Source organism: Methylobacterium sp. Leaf361, from assembly GCF_001424445.1.
Classification (GTDB): domain Bacteria; phylum Pseudomonadota; class Alphaproteobacteria; order Rhizobiales; family Beijerinckiaceae; genus Methylobacterium.
This window is the reverse complement of record NZ_LMPY01000012.1, coordinates 346,463-364,020: the sequence shown is the minus strand read 5'-3', so window position 1 is coordinate 364,020 and position 17,558 is coordinate 346,463. Positions and strand designations below refer to the sequence as shown.

Genomic DNA, 17,558 nt, shown 5'->3' with positions numbered 1-17,558 from the left:
GAATCCGGCTCAGATGCGGGCCGGCGCCTTCCTGAGGGCGGCCGCGAAGGCCTTGAGCTGGCGGTTCAGGTCCGCCAGCTCGTTCAGCGCGATGGTCTTGTGGCCGTCGCGGACCGCGCGCTCGATATCCTCGACCTGCAGGTCGACGAGGCGGCGGATGGCGGTGGCGACTTGTTGTCGGGTCATCGATTCGAGCGTCTCGTCCGAGCGTCCTGGCGGGCCTCAACGGACGGCCGGTGCGCGGCCGTCGACACGTTTCGGTGATAGGCCGGTAGGCTTAACCGATGGTGTCCGCGGCCCCGCCGTTCACAGGGGATCGGGCCCTAGCGGCGCTCGCGCATCTCGCTGCGGCGCATCGGCATCGCGTCGATGGTGGCGAACAGCCTCTGCGGCGCGATCGGCGCCGCTTCGGTGATCTTGGCACCGCCGTCCTTGCCGACCAGGACCGCGCGGAAGCTGTCCGCGGGCAGGCCGAGGCGCTCGCGCAGGGCCCGCGCCTCGGCCCCCGCGCCGACCGCTTCGAGCACCACGAGGTCGCGCTCGGCGACGCCGGTGCGGACCGAGGCCAGCGCCGCCCGCTGCGCCCGGAGCTGCGCGTCCCCGGCCTCGGGCGCCGACAGCACCAGCACCCGCGCCCGGTCGCGATAGCCGTCGAGGGGACCGGCCAGGGCGGCCCCCGCCGCCATAGCTGCCAGCCCGAGTCCCAGTGCCGTCTCCCGCATGCCGCCGCTCCGCGCTCTCGAGTCGGGACAACGCGCGACTCGGCCGCGCGATCGCGGCGGCGCGTTTGCCTCGCAGGACCGGCGCCCCAGATCGGGGCGGAAGCCCGTGTCCCGGAGTCCGGAATGACCACCGCCATGAACCGCCGCATCGTCCTGGCCTCGCGCCCGCACGGCGAGCCGCGGCCCGAGAATTTCCGCCTGGAGGAGGTGCCGGTGCCGCAGCCCGGACCCGGCCAGGTCCTCCTGCGCACCCGCTGGCTGTCGCTGGACCCCTACATGCGCGGCCGGATGAGCGACGCGAAATCCTACGCGGCGCCCGTCGAGATCGGCGCGCCGATCACCGCCGAGACGGTGGGCGAGGTGGTCGCCTCCAACCACCCGGATCACGCCGTGGGCGACCTGCTGACAGCCTTCGCGGGCTGGCAGGAGTACGTCGTCACCGACGCCAAGGGCTCGCGCAAGGTCGACCCCGATGCCGCCCCGCCCTCAACGGCGCTGGGCGTGCTCGGGATGCCGGGGATGACCGCCTATACCGGCCTCCTCAACATCGGCCGGCCGAAATTCGGCGAGACCGTCGTGGTGGCCGCCGCCGCCGGCCCCGTGGGCTCCCTGGTCGGCCAGATCGCCAAGATCCACGGCGCCCGCGCCGTCGGGATCGCGGGCGGCCCCGAGAAGTGCCGCTACCTCACCGAGGAGCTCGGCTTCGACGCCGCGATCGACCATCGCGGGTCCGACCTGCCGGGCGCGCTGGCGGCCGCCTGCCCGAAGGGCATCGACGTGTACTTCGAGAATGTCGGCGGCGCGGTCTTCGCCGCCGTGCTGCCGCTGCTCAACCCGTTCGCGCGGATCCCGGTCTGCGGCCTCGTCTCCGCCTACAACGCCACCGAGGTGCCCCCCGGCCCGGACCGCCTGCCCGGCCTGATGCGCGCGGTCCTGACCAACCGGCTGCACATCCAGGGCTTCATCGTCTGGGACTTCGCCGAGCAGGCGGACACGTTCCGCAAGGAGGTCGCCGGCTGGATCCAGGACGGGCGCGTCCGCTACCGCGAGGACGTGGTCGAGGGGCTGGAGAACGCCCCGGAGGCGTTCATCGGCCTGTTGAAAGGTCGGAATTTCGGCAAGCTCGTCGTCCGCGTCGCCTGAGGGCGGCTTGCTGCCGAAACGGAACGGATATAGAACAAATCGATCCGTCGGCGCTGCGGAAAGCGGGCACAAGCCCGCCCCGCCGGTTGCCGCTCCGGAGGCCCGGGCGCATGGTTCGCGCGCCGCCGGGCAGATGCCCTGTGAGATCCGTACGACTAGGAGAGAGCGATGGCGGGCAGCGTCAACAAGGTGATTCTGGTGGGCAATCTCGGGCGCGATCCCGAGATGCGCCGCCTCGGTTCGGGCGACCCGGTCTGCAACCTGCGGCTCGCGACGTCGGAGTCGTGGAAGGACAAGGCGACCGGCGAGCGCAAGGAGAAGACCGAGTGGCACTCGGTCGTGATCTACAACGACAACCTCGCCCGGGTGGCCGAGCAGTACCTGCGCAAGGGCTCGAAGGTCTACATCGAGGGCCAGCTCCAGACCCGGAAGTGGACCGACAATTCCGGCGTCGAGAAGTACACGACCGAGGTGGTGCTCCAGCGCTTCCGCGGCGAGATGACGATCCTCGACGGGCGCGGCGGCGGCGGCGGCGACTTCGCCGGGGAGGACGAGGGCGGCGGCCAGATCAGCCGCGGCGGCGACTTCGGCGGTGGCCGGGGTGGTGATCGCGGCGGCGATTTCGGCGGCGGTCGGGCCCAGGGCGGCGAGCGGCGTCCGGCCCCGGCCTCCTCGGGTGGCGGCGGTGGCGGTGGCAGCCGCGGCGGCTACGACCTCGACGACGACATCCCCTTCTAGGACCGCCGGCGATCCGGAGGCCCTGTACCGTCACCCGAGTCGGCCTTCCCGACCCGGGTGATGCGGACATCTGGGCTGCGTCAGCGCAGCCGTTTCAAGGCAGCATCCCGGGACCGCGCGGCGGTGCCCGGGATCCAGATCCGCCGGCGTACGTCTCGGGCCGCCTGCCTTCGGCGCCCCGGAGCGCCGCCGCTCAGCCCTTGAGCTGCCGGTTGCAGGCCGAGTAGTAGCCGCCGCCCTTCTCGATCCACTTCATGCCGCCCAGCGTGCCGGCAGCCTTCGCGGCGTTGTAGCTGTCGAGGCAGGTGTGCATCCGGGCCTTGCCGGCCGATTCCTTGGCGTATCTCGGATCGACGGCGCGGGGGAACGTGGCCGACGCCACGGCGGCGGACGTCGTCCCGGCGCGCGGGGCGGCCGGCGGCGCGGCCGGAGCTGTCGTCGCGGTCGGCGAGACAGGGTTCGGCGCGGTCGTCGGGGCGTTGTCGGCCGCCGCACCGCACTCGGCCTTGCGGAAGTCGTTCCACTTCTGGCCGTTGAGCGTGCCGGCCTGCTTGGCGGCCTGATACTTGACCGAGCAATCCTTCGCGGAGAGCGCGGCGGCCGGCGCGGCGCCGGCCACCAGGCCGGCGATCATCAGGGATGCAAATACATAGCGACTCATGACGAAGAATCTCCGGGACACTATGTTGCGTCCCGAAAGAGATTAATACGGCTCTATGCCGTCGTGAATATGGGTTTGTCCGTTCCAGGGGGACAACGCGATGGCCGAGCACTGACCCGGCACAGGCCGGCCGCGGATCCGGATCGCGCGCGGCGACCCGAACTCGGGTCGCCGACGCGGATCACCAGCCGCCGTAGGACCGGCGCGGGCCCTCGTAGCCGCCATAGCCGCCGTAGCCGCGGTCGTAGCCGCCATAGCCGGGCCGGCCGCCGTAGGGTCCCCGCGGTCCGCCCCAGCCCCAGCCGCGCTCGTTCGGCCGGCAATGGCCCCAGGGATTGGGATGGAAGCCCGGACCGCAGCCTCCGGCCACGCGCTCGATCACCGATCCGGCATCGGGCGGCCCGTAGCCGAACGGCGCCGCGTTGGCCGTCGTGGCGGTCGCGAGAGCCGCGGCGGCCACCGCGACGAGGCCGATCACCTTGGCGCGCATCATGACACGATCTCCTGAACCTGCGGCCCGGACGCGCCGGGCCGATGACAGGAGGATGCGCCGGCCGCTGTGAACCCGGACACGCTCGGGCATTCATCGAGCCGACACTCTCGGCCGGCCGGGCCTCCGCGCGGCGGGTCGGTCAGGCGGCCTGGAGCTGGATCGGCGCCGGTTCGGGCGCCCGCGAGCGCGCGAAGAGGTCGGCGCCGACCGTTTCGCCCGCAGCCCTGACCAGCGTGGCCTCGTCGCAGGAGCGCGCGACCTTCAGGCCGAGCGCCTCGAGCCGCGCGTGCTCGGCGCAGTAGGCGGCGATCCGGGCGCGGCCGTAGGCCGGCATCGGCGCGAGCAGCCGGTCGCGCTCCGCGTCGTCGGCGCGGAACAGGGCCGAGATCAGCTCGATCGGAACCGGATACCGCGCCAGGGCGCTCGGGTGGGGTCGGTTGCCGTCGCGCGCCATGGGTGCCTCTCCGCTTCGCTGTGCGGTGGAAGGTTCGGCAACCATAGTTAACGATCAGTTGTGATCGCGGCGGGAGCCCCGGTGAGCCGCCCCGCGGCGCCTCAGCGGCGGGGCGGGCTCACCCAGGTTCCGCCGGCGGCGCGATCCGACTCCGGCGCCGCGAACGGGGGTCGCGCGTCCGCCCAGCGGGCGACCGGGCCCGCGGCCGGCGCGATCGAGCCCGTCGTCTCGGGGTCGGTCCAGACGGGGGCGCCCGCGGCGACCAGCGCGGGTGACGCGGACGGATCCGGCAGGTTCCGCTCGTAGCCGGCGACGACCGCCGCGAGGGCGATCGCCACGAGGACGAACGCTAGACCGTCGACGATCATGGAGCCGAGTCTCGGCATGGTGCCCGCGCCTGTTGACCAAGCCTCCGGGCTACGGCGGCAGGGTTAACGAACCCTGTCCGAACCCGGCGGATCGGGCCGACGCGTTCAGATGTTGCGCGCGCCGCGCAGCGTCTTCAGGCCGATTCCCGTCGACTCGAAGCCGCCGTCGACGGCGAGCTGCTGACCGGTGATGTAGGAGGCGCGCTCCGAGCAGAGGAACACGATTGCCTCCGCGAGCTCCGTCTCCAGCCCGTAACGGCCGAGCGGGACGGCGTCGTGGTAATCCGCCCGGATCTCGGGGCTGTGCACCGCCTTGGCCATCGCGGTGTCCACCGGACCGGGGGCGACGGCGTTCACGCGGATCCCGTACTGCGCCAGCTCGGCGGCCTGCTGCTTGGTGAGCTGCGCGAGGCCCGCCTTGCTGGTGCCGTAGGCGGTGCGGAGCGTCGAGGCGCGCAGGCCCGAGATCGAGGTGATGTTCACGATGGCGCCGCCGCGCTCGGACAGGAGCGGGACGGCCGCCTGCGTGCACAGGAACGGGCCGGACAGGTTGACGGCGAGCACCCGCGACCAGTCGGCGAAGGTGGTCTCGGTCAGCGGCTTGAAGATCGCGATGCCCGCATTGTTGACCAGGGCGTCGAGGCGGCCGAACCGGTCGGCGACCTGCTGGATCGCCGCCGCCACCGCCTCGGGGTCGGAGACGTCGGCCGTCACCGCGAGCGTGGCGTCCGGACGGCCGAGCCGCTCGGCCGCCGCCGCCGCGCCCGGGCCGTCGATGTCGAGAAGGGCGACGTTCCAGCCGTCGGCGAGGAAGCGGGTCGCGGTGGCGAGGCCGATGCCGCGGGCGGCCCCCGTCACCAGCGCGGTCCGGGCCTGGGCGTCGCTCATGGTCGTCTCCGTCGGGATCGGCGGCGCCCGGATGGCGCGGGTCAGCGTTCGGGTCCGCGGCGGTGCCATCACCGCGCGCCGGACCCGGGCGGCCTTCCGGGCCGTCCCGCCGTTGTGAACCGATCCGCCCTCAACGTCTGATGGATCGCGCGCGCGCCGTCGAGGGTCTGCCCGAACATCCGTGCGGCGATGACCGGCGTCAGCGAAGCGGCCCGGGAGCGCCCCGCCCGGCGGATGTCCCGCGGGTCCGGGGCACGTCGCTGCGCTCGGGACGACGGCGTGGTGCCGCCGCAAAGAGCGGCGACGGGTGCGGGATCAGAGCATCGGCATGCCGCCGGTGACCGGCACCAGTGCCCCGGACATGTAGCTGCCCTCGCGTGAGGCGAGCAGCACGTAGGCCGGCGCGAGTTCCGCGGGCTGGCCGGCGCGGCCGAGCGGCGTCTGCGCACCGAGCTGCTCCATCTGCTCCGGGCTCTTCACGATCGGCTGGATCGGCGTCCAGACCGGCCCGGGGGCGACGCAGTTCACCCGGATGCCCTGCGGCGCCAGCAGGTTCGACAGGCCGATGGTCAGGCTCGCGATCGCGCCCTTGGTGGCGGCGTAGATCAGCATGTTCGGCCCGGCGACCTTGGCCTGCACGCTGGTGCTGTTCACGATCGCGCCGCCCGGCTTCATGTGCGGCACCGCCGCCTGGGCGAGGTAGTACATGGCGAAGACGTTGGCGCGGAACGAGCCCTCGATGTCGGACGCCGCCAGATCGTCGAGGCCCTCGTTCACCACCTGGGCGGCGGCGTTGTTCACGAGGATGTCGAGGCGCCCGAAGGCCGCGACGGTGCGCGCAACGAGATCCCGGCACCGGGCCTCGTCGCGGATGTCGCCGGGGAGCAGCAGGCAACGGCGGCCGGCCTTCTCGATCCAGGCCTTCGTGTCCTCGGCATCCTCCTGCTCGACCTCGAGATAGGAGATCGCCACGTCGGCGCCCTCGCGGGCGTAGGCGATGGCCACCGCCCGGCCGATGCCGGAATCGCCGCCGGTGATCAGCGCCGCCTGACCCGTGAGCAGGCCTTTGCCGACGTAGCTCTCCTCGCCGTGGTCGGGGCGCGGCGTCATCTTCGTGGTGAGGCCCGGGCGGGTCTGCTGCTGGTCGCCGGGGAAGGGCGGCCGGGGGCCGGCCTCGCGCGGGTCCTGGGTCATCGGGTGCGGCTCCTCGGCTTGGGACCCGCAGGATCTAGGGCCGTCGCCGCGGCCACCGCCTGCGCCCGGGGGTCACAGGCGGTGGCCGCGACCGGGCCGTCTCAGAAGGCCCGGTTGCGGTTGGCGTGCGGGCCGCCGTAGCGGCGGCGCAGGTAGGACACGACCTTGGGAAGGAGGAAAGCGATCAGGATCTTGCGCATCGGGGCTCGCTCACGTCACGGGTTCGTGAGCGGGCAATGCTCGGACCGCGCCGCAGTTCCGCGCCCGGTCACAGCTCCAGCGTGAGGGTCACCGGGGCGTGGTCGGAGGGGCGCTCCCAGGCGCGGGCCTCGCGCAGCACCTCGACCTTGCGGACGGTCCCGGCGAGGTCGGGCGACACCCAGGCGTGGTCCAGGCGCCGCCCCTTGTTGGCGGCCGACCAGTCGGGGGAGCGGTAGCTCCACCACGTGTAAATCTTCTCCGGCTCCGGGGTGAGGTGGCGCGCCGCGTCGATCCAGCCCGCCTCCCCGCGCAGCACCTCCAGCGCCTCGGTCTCCACCGGCGTGTGGCTGACCACGTCGAGGAGCTGCTTGTGCGACCAGACGTCGTGCTCCAGGGGCGCGACGTTGAGGTCGCCCACGAGGATCGCCGGCCCGGAGACGCGCCTGCCGCCCCAGGCGCGCAGTTCGGACAGGAAGTCGAGCTTGTGGGCGAATTTCGGGTTCAGGTCGCGGTCCGGCACGTCGCCGCCGGCCGGGACGTAGAGATCGTGCAGCACGATCCCCGAGGCCGCCCCGGCCTCCGGCCCCAGCACCGCCGAGATGTGGCGGGCGTCCTGACGCTCGCAGAAGCCCATCACGGCGCGGGTGTGCAGGGGGAAGCGGGAGAGGATCGCGACGCCGTTGTAGCCCTTCTGGCCGGCGAACATCACGTGCTCGTAGCCCGAACCGCGCAGGGCCTTCAGCGGGAAGGCGTCGTCCGGGCACTTGGTCTCCTGGAGGCAGAGCACGTCCGGTCTGTGCTCGGCGAGGAAGCGCAGCACGAGGTCGATGCGCAGGCGCACCGAGTTGATGTTCCAGGTGGTGACGGTGAATTGCACGGGCGGCGCTGGGGTTCTGACGGCGTTGCGCTCCGATAGCCGATTTCGCGGCCCGCGACAGTCCGCTCACCGCCCGCCCCGCAAAAGGCCGTGCGCGACCGACCGGCAGGCGCTATGCCCGGGCCCTGCCCTGTCCCGGGCCCCTCGTCGAGGCCCGCCATGGCGCACGCCCGCTCGCTCCTGTTCGCCGTCTACTGGGCCGCCTGGACCACGCTGTTCCTCGCGCCGCTGGCGATCTTCCTCCTGTCCGGCTCGCCGCAGCGGCCGATCCGCCGGGCGACGCGGCTCTGGGCGCGCGGGATTCTGGGCGGGCTCAGGCGCATCGTGGGGCTGCGCTACGTCGAGGAGGGCCGCCAGCACCTGCCGGACGAGCCCTGCCTGATCGTCGCCAACCACCAGTCGACCTGGGAGACGCTGGCCTTCCTGGTCCTGGTGCCGGACGTGGCGATCGTCGCGAAGCGGGAGCTGCTGGCGATTCCGGTTGTCGGCTGGTTCCTCCGACGCTCGCCGATGATCGTCATCGACCGGGCCAAGGGCACCCAGGCCCTGCGCACCATGATCGACGGCGGTCGGGAGGCGGTCGCGGCGGGGCGGTCGGTCCTGATCTTCCCCGAGGGTACCCGCGGCGCGATCGGCGAGCCGCTTCGCTTCAAGCGCGGCGTCGAGTTGCTCTACGGCCGTCTCGGCCTGCCGGTGGTGCCGGTGGCGCTCAATTCCGGCCTGTTCTGGCCCGGGGGCGCGGCGACCCGGTCCGGCACGGTGGTGGTGAGCTACCTCGCGGCCCTGGCCCCCGGCCTGTCGACCGCGGAGTTCCTGCACGGGACGGAGGGCGCGATCGATCAGGAGTTGAACCGATGGCGGCCCGGCGACGCGGCCGGGCTCGGCGCCCCCTGACGGGGCGACCCCGTCACTTCTGCGATTGCTGGATCTGCTGCTGCATCGCCTTGTCCTCGGACCGTCCGTAATTGATGAAGAACAGGCTGCCGTCGACGCTCTTGCCCTTCTGCAGGTTTGAGAGCGTCACCGTGGTGACGTAGCCCTGCGGGTCGGTGATCCGCCACTGCGACAGGGTCTTCATCTCGGCGTCGAAGAACAGCTGGATCTTCGAGGTGCCGCCGAGGGTGGCGCGGTCCTCCAGGCTGATGCGGACGCTGCCCGGATCGCTCGCCACGTCGGTGACGGTGAGGTCGCGGGCGAGGTCGATCTTCTCTCGCAGGAGGAATTTCAGCGGCGTCTGGGCGATGAAGTAGAGGTCCTGGGTGTTCAGCTTGCGGTCGCGCACCGCCACCGAGGTCCCGTCGGCGACCACCTCCAGCGGCGAGGGCTGGTCGTAGTCGAAGCGCAGGCGGCCGGGCTTGACGAGCGTCAGCTTGCCGCCGATCCGGCGGCCGTCGGCGCCGATCTGCACGAAATTGCCCGTCAGGGTGTTGATGCCGTTGAAGTAGGCGTTGGCCTGCGCCAGCAGCGCGGCGGGATCGGCCGAGTCGGCGGTGACGATCGCCGTCGGCGCGCCCACCGCCGCGACCTTCGGCTCGGGCGCCTTGTGGTCCGCCTTGTCGGCGGCCTTGTCGCCGCCCTTGCCGGACTTGGCCGTGCCGGGCTTCGCCTCCTTGCTCGCCTCCTTGGCCTTGGGCGCGGCCTTCTTGGCCGGCGCAGGGGCCGCCGGGGCGGCCTCCGGCTGCGGGGCGGGCTCCTCCTTGTGGCCGAACAGGCTGTCGATGAAGGCGCCGACCTGCGCGTGGGCCGGGTTGGCGGTCGCGAGCCACAGCCCGGCGGCGATCACGGAGCCGGCTGTGCGGGTGCGGCGGCCGATCATCGGCAGAGTCTCCTGAGGAGCCGCGGGCAAGCTCCGGCGGCGAAACAGAGGTGGGCGGGCCGCTGCGGACGCCTTGCCGTCCCCTCGTCTTCGCGAGCGGAGCAAGGCAATCCAGGTGCGCCACGATACCGGAGGTCGCGCTACTCTGGGTTGCTTCGCTCCGCTCGCAGAGACGGGGCGGGTTTCGCAGCCCCCTTTTAGAACCTCGCCCTGTGGCGAAGATGCGACGTCCGGGCCGCCCCGTGGCGAGGCGGCCCGGACAGCGTCTCACTCGTCGTCGTACATCCAGGATCTCGCGCTTGCCGGCGTGGTTGGCCGGGCCGACGATGCCCTCGATCTCCATCCGCTCCATGATGGAGGCGGCGCGGTTGTAGCCGATCTGCAGGCGGCGCTGGATGTAGCTCGTCGACGCCTTCTGGTCGCGCAGCACCACCTCGATCGCCTGCTTGTAGAGGTCGTCGGAGTCGCCGCCGCTCGCCGCCGCGAAGGCGCCGATGTCGAAGACGGGGGCCTCCTCCTCGGGCTCGTCGGACCGCTCGGCCTTGTCGGCCGCGGCCGCCTTGCCCCGGCCGGACCGGCCGCCCTCCTTGGCGGGCTCCTCGGGCGAATCGTCGGCGGTGACGGCGTCGAGGTAGCTGGGGCGGCCCTGGCGCTTGAGGTGGGCGACCACGCTCTCGACCTCGCTGTCCGAGCAGAACGGCCCATGCACCNGCGTGAAGGCGCCCCGGTCGTAGACGAGGTTGAACCGCCTCCTCGTCATCGGCGGTGACGGCGTCGAGGTAGCTGGGGCGGCCCTGGCGCTTGAGGTGGGCGACCACGCTCTCGACCTCGCTGTCCGAGCAGAACGGCCCATGCACCCGTGTCGTGCGCCCGCCCCCGGCCATGAACAGCATGTCGCCCTGGCCCAGAAGCTGCTCGGCGCCCATCTCGCCCAGGATCGTGCGGCTGTCGATCTTGCTCGTCACCTGGAAGCTGATCCGGGTCGGGAAATTCGCCTTGATCGTCCCGGTGATCACGTCCACCGACGGCCGCTGCGTCGCCATGATCAGGTGGATGCCCGCCGCCCGCGCCATCTGCGCCAGNCGGGAAATTCGCCTTGATCGTCCCGGTGATCACGTCCACCGACGGCCGCTGCGTCGCCATGATCAGGTGGATGCCCGCCGCCCGCGCCATCTGCGCCAGGCGCTGGATCGCCCCCTCGATGTCCTTGCCGGCCACCATCATCAGGTCGGCCATCTCGTCGACCACGATCACGATGTACGGCAGCGGCGCCAGATCCATCGCCTCGTCCTCGTACACCGCCTCGCCGGTGTGGCGGTCGAAGCCGGTCTGGATCGTGCGCGTGATGGTCTCGCCCCGGTCGCGGGCCTCCTTCATGCGGGCGTTGTAGCCGTCGATGTTCCGGACGGCGATCTTGGCCATCTTCTTGTAACGCTCTTCCATCTCGCGCACGGCCCACTTGAGGGCGATGACCGCCTTCTTGGGGTCGATGACGACCGGGGAGAGCAGGTGCGGGATGCCGTCGTAGACCGACAGCTCCAGCATCTTCGGGTCGACCATGATCAGGCGGCACTCCTCGGGCTTCAGCCNTGACGACCGGGGAGAGCAGGTGCGGGATGCCGTCGTAGACCGACAGCTCCAGCATCTTCGGGTCGACCATGATCAGGCGGCACTCCTCGGGCTTCAGCCGGTAGAGCAGCGACAGGATCATGGTGTTGATCGCCACCGACTTGCCCGAGCCGGTCGTGCCGGCCACCAGGAGGTGCGGCATGCGCGCGAGGTCGGCGATGATCGGCTCGCCGCCGATGTTCTTGCCCAGGCACAGCGCCAGCTTGTGCTTGCTCTCGGCGAAGTCGGCCGACGAGAGCAGCTCGCGCAGGAACACGGTCTCGCGGGTCTCGTTCGGCAGCTCGATGCCGATGACGTTCCGGCCGGGCACGACCGCGACGCGGGCCGAGACCGCCGACATCGACCGGGCGATGTCGTCCGACAGACCGATCACGCGGCTGGACTTGGTGCCGGGCGCGGGCTCGAGCTCGTAGAGGGTGACGACCGGGCCCGGCCGCACCGCCAGGATGTCGCCGCGCACGCCGCCGTCTGCTGCAGGTTGAGGGCGTTCTGCTCCAGCACGTCGGCGTCGACCTCCTCGCTGCCGCCCGGCGCCGGCAGGGCGAGCAGTTCGAGGGACGGCAGCTCGTAATCGGCGTTCTCGATCGGCGCGATCTCGAGGTGGCGGCCGGCCGGGATCAGGTGTGCCCGCGGCGCCACCAGGGGGACCGACGCCGGCGCGGGGGCCGGCAGGGCCGCGACCTCGATCGCCTCGACGGCAGCGGCGACCGGCTCGGCCTCGACCCCGATCTCCGCCTCGATCTCCGTCTCGACCGGCTCCGGCTGCGGCGCCAGCTTGCCGCGGAGCAGGACCGGGCGCGGCGTCATCGGGATCACAACGCGATCCGCCTCGGCGCGCGCGGCGACCGGCGCGGCAACGACCGGGGCGGGACCGGCTTCGGGCACGGCCGGGGGTGCTGGCGGGACGGCGGTCGGCTGGCCGGCCGCGCGGATCGCCGCCCGCGCTGCCATGGCGCTGAGAGCCGGCGCGCGGCGGGGCGCCTCGGACGCGGGGGCGGCCGGAGGCTCCGCCGCGGCGCTGCCGGGGCCGAAGACCAGCGACAGGCCGGACGCGGCCGGCGGCGCGACGGGCGGCAGGAAGGCGCTCCGGATCGAGGCGGCCTCGTCCATCCGCTGGCCGGTCTCCGTCCCGTTATCCTGCCCGTCGGCGGGACGCGGCGGCTGGTCGAACCGGACGAGCCGGTCGAGCACGTAGACCGGCCGCGGCGGCAGCGACCGCAGGTGCGAGATATCGAGGGGCATGGAGACGAAGCGCTCGTCGGACGCCGCCGGCGCCGAGACGGCGGCCGGGGTCGGCGCGACCTCGGCGGGCTGCGCCGCCAGGGCCGACCAGGCATCGACGGACAACCAGTCGCCGCCGTCGAACCAGGGCTGGACCTCGGACCAGTCCGGCAGGTCCGACCAGTCGCGGGCCGGGGCCTCGGCGACCGTCTCGACCGGCGCGGCGGCGACCAACGCGGCCGCGACCGGGGCGATCGCCGCCGTGGAGGCGGCCAGCTCGACCGCGGGCCGGACCGGGCGGCGGTCCGGCGTGCGGAAGAAGCGGACGCCCGGCGGCGCGACGAAGGGCTGGCGCCACAGCGGCACCGGCTCCGCGTCCGGCGCGGCGGCTTCCGGCAGGGCCGGCACGGCTGCGGCGCCCTCGGCCGCGATCCGCGCGCGCTCGACCCGCTCCTGCTCGGCCTCTTCACGGGCGGCCCGCTCGGTCTCCAGGGCGAGGGCAGCGGCCTGCGCCTCGGCACGGGCGCGCTCCAGGGCGACGCGCTCGGCCTCGAGGGCGCGCTGGCGGCGCTCCTGCAGAACCGAATCGGGGGTGCGGGTGTAGCGCACCGCCGAGGGCGCGGCCGGCGCCGGCGCGGCGGCCGGCGTCGCGACGTGGTCGGTCACGTGGCCGGTCACATGGCCAGCGGCATGGCCCGCGAGCGGAGCCGCGGCCGGCGCGTAGTCGGGGGCGATAGCGGCGGGGCGGCGCGGCTGGCGCACCAGCACGCCCGGCGAGGAGGCGCTGCGGTCGATCCGGCTCTCGAAGATCGGGGCGTCCAGGGCGTCGAGGCTCGCCCGGTCGTCGAAGACCTGGGCCGGCCAGTGTGGCTCGGGCGCCGCGGCGCGCGGGGCGCGCTCGGAGCCCTCGCGGCCGACCATCGCGCCCGGCGGGGTGAGCCAGCTCGGCTCGGCCCGGCGCCCGGGCGCGCCGTAGGACGGGCGGGCGGGCAGGCCCGCGGGGGAGCCGGAGAGGCGGCGGGTGAGGCTCGCGCGGAGCGCCATCAGCCGGTGCGCCAGGGCTCCCAGGGAGAGGCCCGAGCGGTCGCCGCCGCGGACAGGGCGGGCGGGGTCACGGTGGGAGTACGGAGGCCGTCCCGATGCGCGCATGGGTTCTCAGACGATACTCGAAACAGGGATCCGCCGACGCGCGGCGGCTGTTCCTGAGTTAGGCCATTCGTCGTTAATGGAGGCTTGCCGCCGGCCGCGGTGCGGAAACCATGCGGGACGATCGGCCCGGCGCTCCGGCAGGGCCCCGCATCGCCGCGGCCGGGCCGTCACGGCCACCGGCGACCGATTCGAACGCGGAATCTCGAGGTAACGACGCCCCATGGACCGGAAATCGCGATCTGGGCCCCGTCCCGGTCCGCCGCAGAGCAGTCTCTCGCGATGACGTCGGGAACCGGCCAGGGCGCGAACAGGCTCCGCGCCGCCCCCCGCCCGCGTCCGCTATAGTAACCCGCAGCCACCCCTCACCCGGACAGGTGCCCGTGTCTCCAGCCACCTCCGAATCGCCGGCGCGCTTCCGCTCCCTCTACCGCCACGGCTTCGCCCGGGTCGCGGCCTGCACCGGCCGGAGCCATCCGGCGGAGCCCGAGCGCAACGCCGACGTCATCCTCGACCTCGCCCGGACCTGCCACGATTCGGGCGCGGTGCTGGCGGTCTTCACCGAGCTCGGCCTCTCGGCCTACGCGATCGAGGACCTGCTGCTCCAGCAGACCCTGCTCGACGCGGTCGAGGCCGCGGCCGCCCGCGTGATCGCCGACTCGGCCCGTCTCCGGCCGCTGCTGATCGTCGGCGCGCCCCTGCGCTGGCGGCACCGCGTCTACAACTGCGCGCTCGCCATCCAGGGCGGCCGCCTGCTCGGCGTCGTCCCGAAGACCTTCCTGCCGAACTACCGGGAGTTCTACGAGAAGCGCCACTTCGCCTCCGGCGCCGGGATCGTCGGCGAGACCGTCCGGGTCGCCGGTCAGGACGCGCCGTTCGGCACCGACCTGCTGTTCCCGGCCGAGGACCTGCCGGGCCTCGTGGTCGGGGTGGAGATCTGCGAGGACCTGTGGGTGCCCGAGCCCCCCGGCATGCGCGCCGCGCTCGCCGGCGCCACCGTGCTGGCGAACCTCTCGGGCAGCCCGATCACGGTGGGCCGTGCCGAGTCGCGGGCGCTCCTGTCCCGGGCGGCCTCGATGCGGGGCGCCTGCGCGTATGTCTACGCGGCGGCCGGCCAGGGCGAATCGACCACCGACCTGTCCTGGGACGGCCAGACCAGCGTCGACGAGCTCGGCGTGCGCCTCGCCGAGGGCGAGCGCTTCCCCAAGAAGCCGGTGACGACGCTGGCCGACATCGACCTCGACCTGATCGCCCAGGAGCGCCTGCAGGCGGGCAGCTTCGACGACGACGCGCGCGGCCGCGCCCTGCCCTATCGCCGGGTGCCGTTCCGGCTCAGCCCGCCCGAGGCCGATCTCGGCCTGATCCGGCGGATCGAGCGCTTCCCGTTCGTGCCGGCCGACCCGTCGCGCCTCGCGCAGGATTGCTACGAGGCCTACAACATCCAGGTCGCCGGCCTCGCCAAGCGCCTGGAGGCCACCGGCACCCGCAAGGCCGTCATCGGCGTCTCCGGCGGCCTCGATTCGACCCACGCGCTGATCGTGATCGCCAAGGCGTTCGACCGCCTGGGATACCCGCGCTCGGACATCCTGGCCTACACGCTGCCGGGCTTCGCCACCTCGAACGCCACCAAGACCAACGCCCACGCGCTCATGAAGGCGCTGGGCTGCACGGCCGCCGAGATCGACATCCGCCCGGCCGCCAAGCAGATGCTCGCCGACATGGACCACCCCTTCGCCAAGGGCGAGGCGGTCTACGACGTGACCTTCGAGAACGTGCAGGCGGGCCTGCGCACCGACTACCTGTTCCGGCTCGCCAACCACGCCGGCGGCATCGTGGTCGGCACCGGCGACCTCTCGGAGCTGGCGCTCGGCTGGTGCACCTACGGCGTCGGCGACCAGATGAGCCACTACGCGGTCAATGCCGGCGTGCCCAAGACGCTGATCCAGCACCTGATCCGCTGGGTGATCGGCAACGGCGAGGTCGGCCCGGACGAGGCGCGCACGCTCCAGGCGATCCTCGACACCGAGATCTCCCCCGAGCTGGTGCCGGTGGACCAGGACGACAGCCCGCAGAGCACCGAGGGCACGATCGGCCCCTACGCGCTGCAGGATTTCAACCTGTTCTACACGCTCCGGTACGGGTTCCGGCCCTCGAAGATCGCCTTCCTGGCGCTGCACGCCTGGGGCGACAGGGAGCGCGGCACCTGGGCGCCCGACTTCCCGGAAACCAAGCGGGTCGCCTACGACCTCCCGGAGATCCGCCGCTGGCTCGGGGTGTTCCTGAGCCGCTACTTCGGCTTCAGCCAGTTCAAGCGCTCGGCGCTCCCGAACGGGCCGAAGGTCTCGGCGGGGGGCTCCCTGTCGCCCCGGGGCGACTGGCGCGCGCCCTCCGACGGGTCGGCGCGGATCTGGATCGACGAGTTGAACCGAAACGTCCCTGAAACTTGACCGTCACAAACTCGACCGATTGTGCCATTATGAGCACGGTCAAGCCGATTCTTCGCAATGTGAAATCTTGTATTGGGAAAATTGGCTTCGAGGGCGGCCAGGCGGAGGACTTCGGATGCGAAGCTACAACCTGTTCCAGCTCAAGGGCGAGGAGGGCCTCTGCTGCGCGGTGCCGGAGGCCAGCACGGTCCCACCCTTCATCGGCGCGGGTCGCTGGACCTTCGGCGGCAAGCTGGGCGACGGCGGCCGGCAGCCCCTCGACTTCGACGGGCGGGCCGCCGACACCGCGGTGCGCTTCAACGGCTTCTACCTGTTCCAGACCGTGGACCGGCGCTTCATCGCCTAAGCGGGCCCCGTCCGTCACGGCGAGCGGGACGGCGTCGGGACGATCGGCGCGGTCCTGCCGGGTCGCCGCTCCGGCCACGGAACGACGAACCGAAGTCGTCGCAGGTAAATCGGACCGGCCCGGGGCGCGGACTCGCTCTTCCGGAGCCTTGGCGGCAGCACGTTACCGGTATCGAGCCCTATAGCGGGCCTCGACTCGGCGATCGCGACCAAGATTCCTTAAGGGCTCGCGTGCAGGTTTCGCGGAACCGTCAGCTGTCCGGAGCCGCCCGCATGTCGGAGCATCGCAGAGAGGCGCGCCAGAGGGTCTTCCTCAAGGGCCGCATCGTCTTCAACAACGGGTCGTCGAGCCTCGACTGCCTGGTGCGCGACATGTCCCCCACCGGCGCGCGCCTCGTGATGAGCGAGGCCACCACGCTTCCGGACGCGTTCGATCTCTACATCCCGCAGAAGGACCGGACCTACCGGGCCACCCTGCGCTGGCGCCGGGAGGACGGCATCGGCGTGACCTTCGAGGCGCCGGCCCGGGCCGGCACTTCGCCCGATCCGGCCGCGACGGACGCCTCCGTGACCCTGCTGCTGAAGCGCATCAGCGAGCTCGAGACCGAGAACGCCGCCCTGCGCCGGCTGCTCGCCAGCATGGCCCAGTCGGGCGACTCGGCGAGCGCGGCCTGATCGTAAGGCCTGACCGTCAGGCGTGAGCCTCGAGCGCCGCGCGGATGCGGGCGGCGTGCTCGGCGAGGACCCCGTTATCGGCCATCCCGCCCTCGTGGCGCTTCAGCGGCACGCCCTCGCGCCGCGGGATGACGTGGACGTGCAGGTGGAAGACGGTCTGGCCGCCGGCCGGCTCGTTGAACTGGAACACGGTCAGACCCTCGGCCCGGAACGCCGCCTTCACGGCGCGGGCGACCTTCTGGACGCTCGCCATCAGGGCGCCGAGCGAGTCCGGGTCGGCGTCGAGCAGGCCCCGGGCCGGCGCCTTCGGGATCACCAGCGTGTGGCCCTCGCCCTGGGGCATCACGTCCATGAAGGCCAGGGTGTGGGCGTCCTCGTAGACGCGGTGGCAGGGGATCTCGCCCCGCAGGATCTTGGCGAAGATGTTGTCGGGATCGTAGCGGGCGTCGGCCATGCTGTCTCCGGGACTCCTTGAGCGGCCGCAGGTTGCACGGGGCACCGGCCCGCGTCCACACGGGAACAACCTGCGCGCCGCGACGC

General features: G+C 72.6%; 17 protein-coding genes and 4 pseudogenes. 6 read left to right on the top strand and 15 right to left on the bottom strand.

Annotated features, from left to right (window positions below; all coding sequences use genetic code 11):
- Positions 1-9 precede the first annotated feature (9 nt).
- The gene (locus ASG32_RS34440; protein ID WP_012320668.1) at positions 10-186 is read right to left on the bottom strand and encodes a hypothetical protein; all 177 of its coding nucleotides are present in this window, start codon (positions 184-186) and stop codon (positions 10-12) included.
- Positions 187-323: 137 nt separating this feature from the next.
- Positions 324-722, bottom strand: a complete 399-nt coding sequence (locus ASG32_RS11290; RefSeq protein WP_056525756.1) for a DUF4174 domain-containing protein — start codon at positions 720-722, stop codon at positions 324-326.
- A 123-nt stretch (positions 723-845) separates the two neighbouring features.
- On the opposite strand from ASG32_RS11290, the gene ASG32_RS11285 reads away from it, so the two are divergent.
- Together ASG32_RS11285 and ssb are read left to right on the top strand one after the other, a co-directional pair.
- Positions 846-1,865, top strand: coding sequence for an NADP-dependent oxidoreductase (locus ASG32_RS11285; protein ID WP_056525752.1), 1,020 nt, complete (start codon positions 846-848; stop codon positions 1,863-1,865).
- A gap of 168 nt (positions 1,866-2,033) precedes the next feature.
- Positions 2,034-2,603 carry a single-stranded DNA-binding protein gene (gene ssb / locus ASG32_RS11280; RefSeq protein ID WP_020092725.1) on the top strand — a complete coding sequence of 190 codons (570 nt, stop codon included), beginning with the start codon at positions 2,034-2,036 and terminating at the stop codon, positions 2,601-2,603.
- 193 nt (positions 2,604-2,796) lie between these two features.
- Here the strand turns inward: ssb and ASG32_RS11275 are convergent, their stop codons facing one another.
- The 7 genes from ASG32_RS11275 to xth all read right to left on the bottom strand — a co-directional run bounded on the left by ASG32_RS11275 (position 2,797) and on the right by xth (position 7,739).
- Entirely contained in the window at positions 2,797-3,264 is a 468-nt protein-coding gene (locus ASG32_RS11275; RefSeq protein ID WP_056525749.1) for a hypothetical protein, read from the bottom strand.
- Positions 3,265-3,445: 181 nt separating this feature from the next.
- A complete protein-coding gene (locus ASG32_RS11270; RefSeq protein ID WP_056525746.1) occupies positions 3,446-3,757 on the bottom strand; it encodes a hypothetical protein in 312 nt (103 codons plus the stop codon).
- 139 nt (positions 3,758-3,896) lie between these two features.
- On the bottom strand, positions 3,897-4,211 hold the full coding sequence (locus tag ASG32_RS11265; protein ID WP_056525743.1) for a hypothetical protein: 315 nt from the start codon (positions 4,209-4,211) through the stop codon (positions 3,897-3,899).
- Between the two features lie 101 nt (positions 4,212-4,312).
- A complete protein-coding gene (locus ASG32_RS11260) occupies positions 4,313-4,579 on the bottom strand; it encodes a hypothetical protein (protein WP_020092729.1) in 267 nt (88 codons plus the stop codon).
- 105 nt (positions 4,580-4,684) lie between these two features.
- On the bottom strand, positions 4,685-5,467 hold the full coding sequence (locus tag ASG32_RS11255) for an SDR family oxidoreductase (RefSeq protein WP_056525740.1): 783 nt from the start codon (positions 5,465-5,467) through the stop codon (positions 4,685-4,687).
- 315 nt (positions 5,468-5,782) lie between these two features.
- Positions 5,783-6,661 (bottom strand): SDR family oxidoreductase, encoded by an 879-nt coding sequence (locus tag ASG32_RS11250; RefSeq protein ID WP_056525737.1) that lies wholly within the window; start codon positions 6,659-6,661, stop codon positions 5,783-5,785.
- A gap of 268 nt (positions 6,662-6,929) precedes the next feature.
- Positions 6,930-7,739 carry an exodeoxyribonuclease III gene (gene xth / locus ASG32_RS11245; protein ID WP_056525735.1) on the bottom strand — a complete coding sequence of 270 codons (810 nt, stop codon included), beginning with the start codon at positions 7,737-7,739 and terminating at the stop codon, positions 6,930-6,932.
- Positions 7,740-7,898: 159 nt separating this feature from the next.
- Between xth and ASG32_RS11240 the strand changes: the two genes are divergently transcribed.
- Positions 7,899-8,633 carry a lysophospholipid acyltransferase family protein gene (locus ASG32_RS11240; protein ID WP_056525732.1) on the top strand — a complete coding sequence of 245 codons (735 nt, stop codon included), beginning with the start codon at positions 7,899-7,901 and terminating at the stop codon, positions 8,631-8,633.
- 13 nt (positions 8,634-8,646) lie between these two features.
- On the opposite strand, the gene ASG32_RS11235 is transcribed toward ASG32_RS11240, so the two are convergent.
- The 5 genes and pseudogenes from ASG32_RS11235 to ASG32_RS33790 all read right to left on the bottom strand — a co-directional run.
- Positions 8,647-9,555 carry an outer-membrane lipoprotein carrier protein LolA gene (locus ASG32_RS11235; protein WP_056525729.1) on the bottom strand — a complete coding sequence of 303 codons (909 nt, stop codon included), beginning with the start codon at positions 9,553-9,555 and terminating at the stop codon, positions 8,647-8,649.
- 286 nt (positions 9,556-9,841) lie between these two features.
- A pseudogene (locus ASG32_RS33295) lies at positions 9,842-10,265 on the bottom strand (DNA translocase FtsK); the annotation flags it as partial.
- A gap of 1 nt (position 10,266) precedes the next feature.
- Positions 10,267-10,637, bottom strand: a pseudogene (locus ASG32_RS35015) (cell division protein FtsK); the annotation flags it as partial.
- 1 nt (position 10,638) lies between these two features.
- A pseudogene (locus ASG32_RS35010) lies at positions 10,639-11,144 on the bottom strand (FtsK/SpoIIIE domain-containing protein); the annotation flags it as partial.
- A 98-nt stretch (positions 11,145-11,242) separates the two neighbouring features.
- Positions 11,243-13,449, bottom strand: a pseudogene (locus tag ASG32_RS33790) (DNA translocase FtsK); the annotation flags it as partial.
- A gap of 485 nt (positions 13,450-13,934) precedes the next feature.
- Here ASG32_RS33790 and ASG32_RS11225 point away from each other — a divergent pair.
- From ASG32_RS11225 to ASG32_RS11215, 3 genes are all read left to right on the top strand, one after another.
- Positions 13,935-15,998, top strand: coding sequence for an NAD(+) synthase (locus tag ASG32_RS11225; protein WP_056525726.1), 2,064 nt, complete (start codon positions 13,935-13,937; stop codon positions 15,996-15,998).
- 115 nt (positions 15,999-16,113) lie between these two features.
- Positions 16,114-16,344 (top strand): hypothetical protein, encoded by a 231-nt coding sequence (locus ASG32_RS11220; RefSeq protein ID WP_020092738.1) that lies wholly within the window; start codon positions 16,114-16,116, stop codon positions 16,342-16,344.
- A gap of 272 nt (positions 16,345-16,616) precedes the next feature.
- Complete coding sequence (locus ASG32_RS11215) at positions 16,617-17,018, top strand: PilZ domain-containing protein (RefSeq protein WP_056525723.1); 402 nt, start codon at positions 16,617-16,619, stop codon at positions 17,016-17,018.
- 16 nt (positions 17,019-17,034) lie between these two features.
- Here ASG32_RS11215 and ASG32_RS11210 read toward each other — a convergent pair whose 3' ends face one another.
- Positions 17,035-17,472: an HIT family protein gene (locus ASG32_RS11210; protein WP_056525720.1), complete on the bottom strand. Its 438-nt coding sequence runs from the start codon at positions 17,470-17,472 to the stop codon at positions 17,035-17,037.
- Positions 17,473-17,558: the final 86 nt, after the last annotated feature.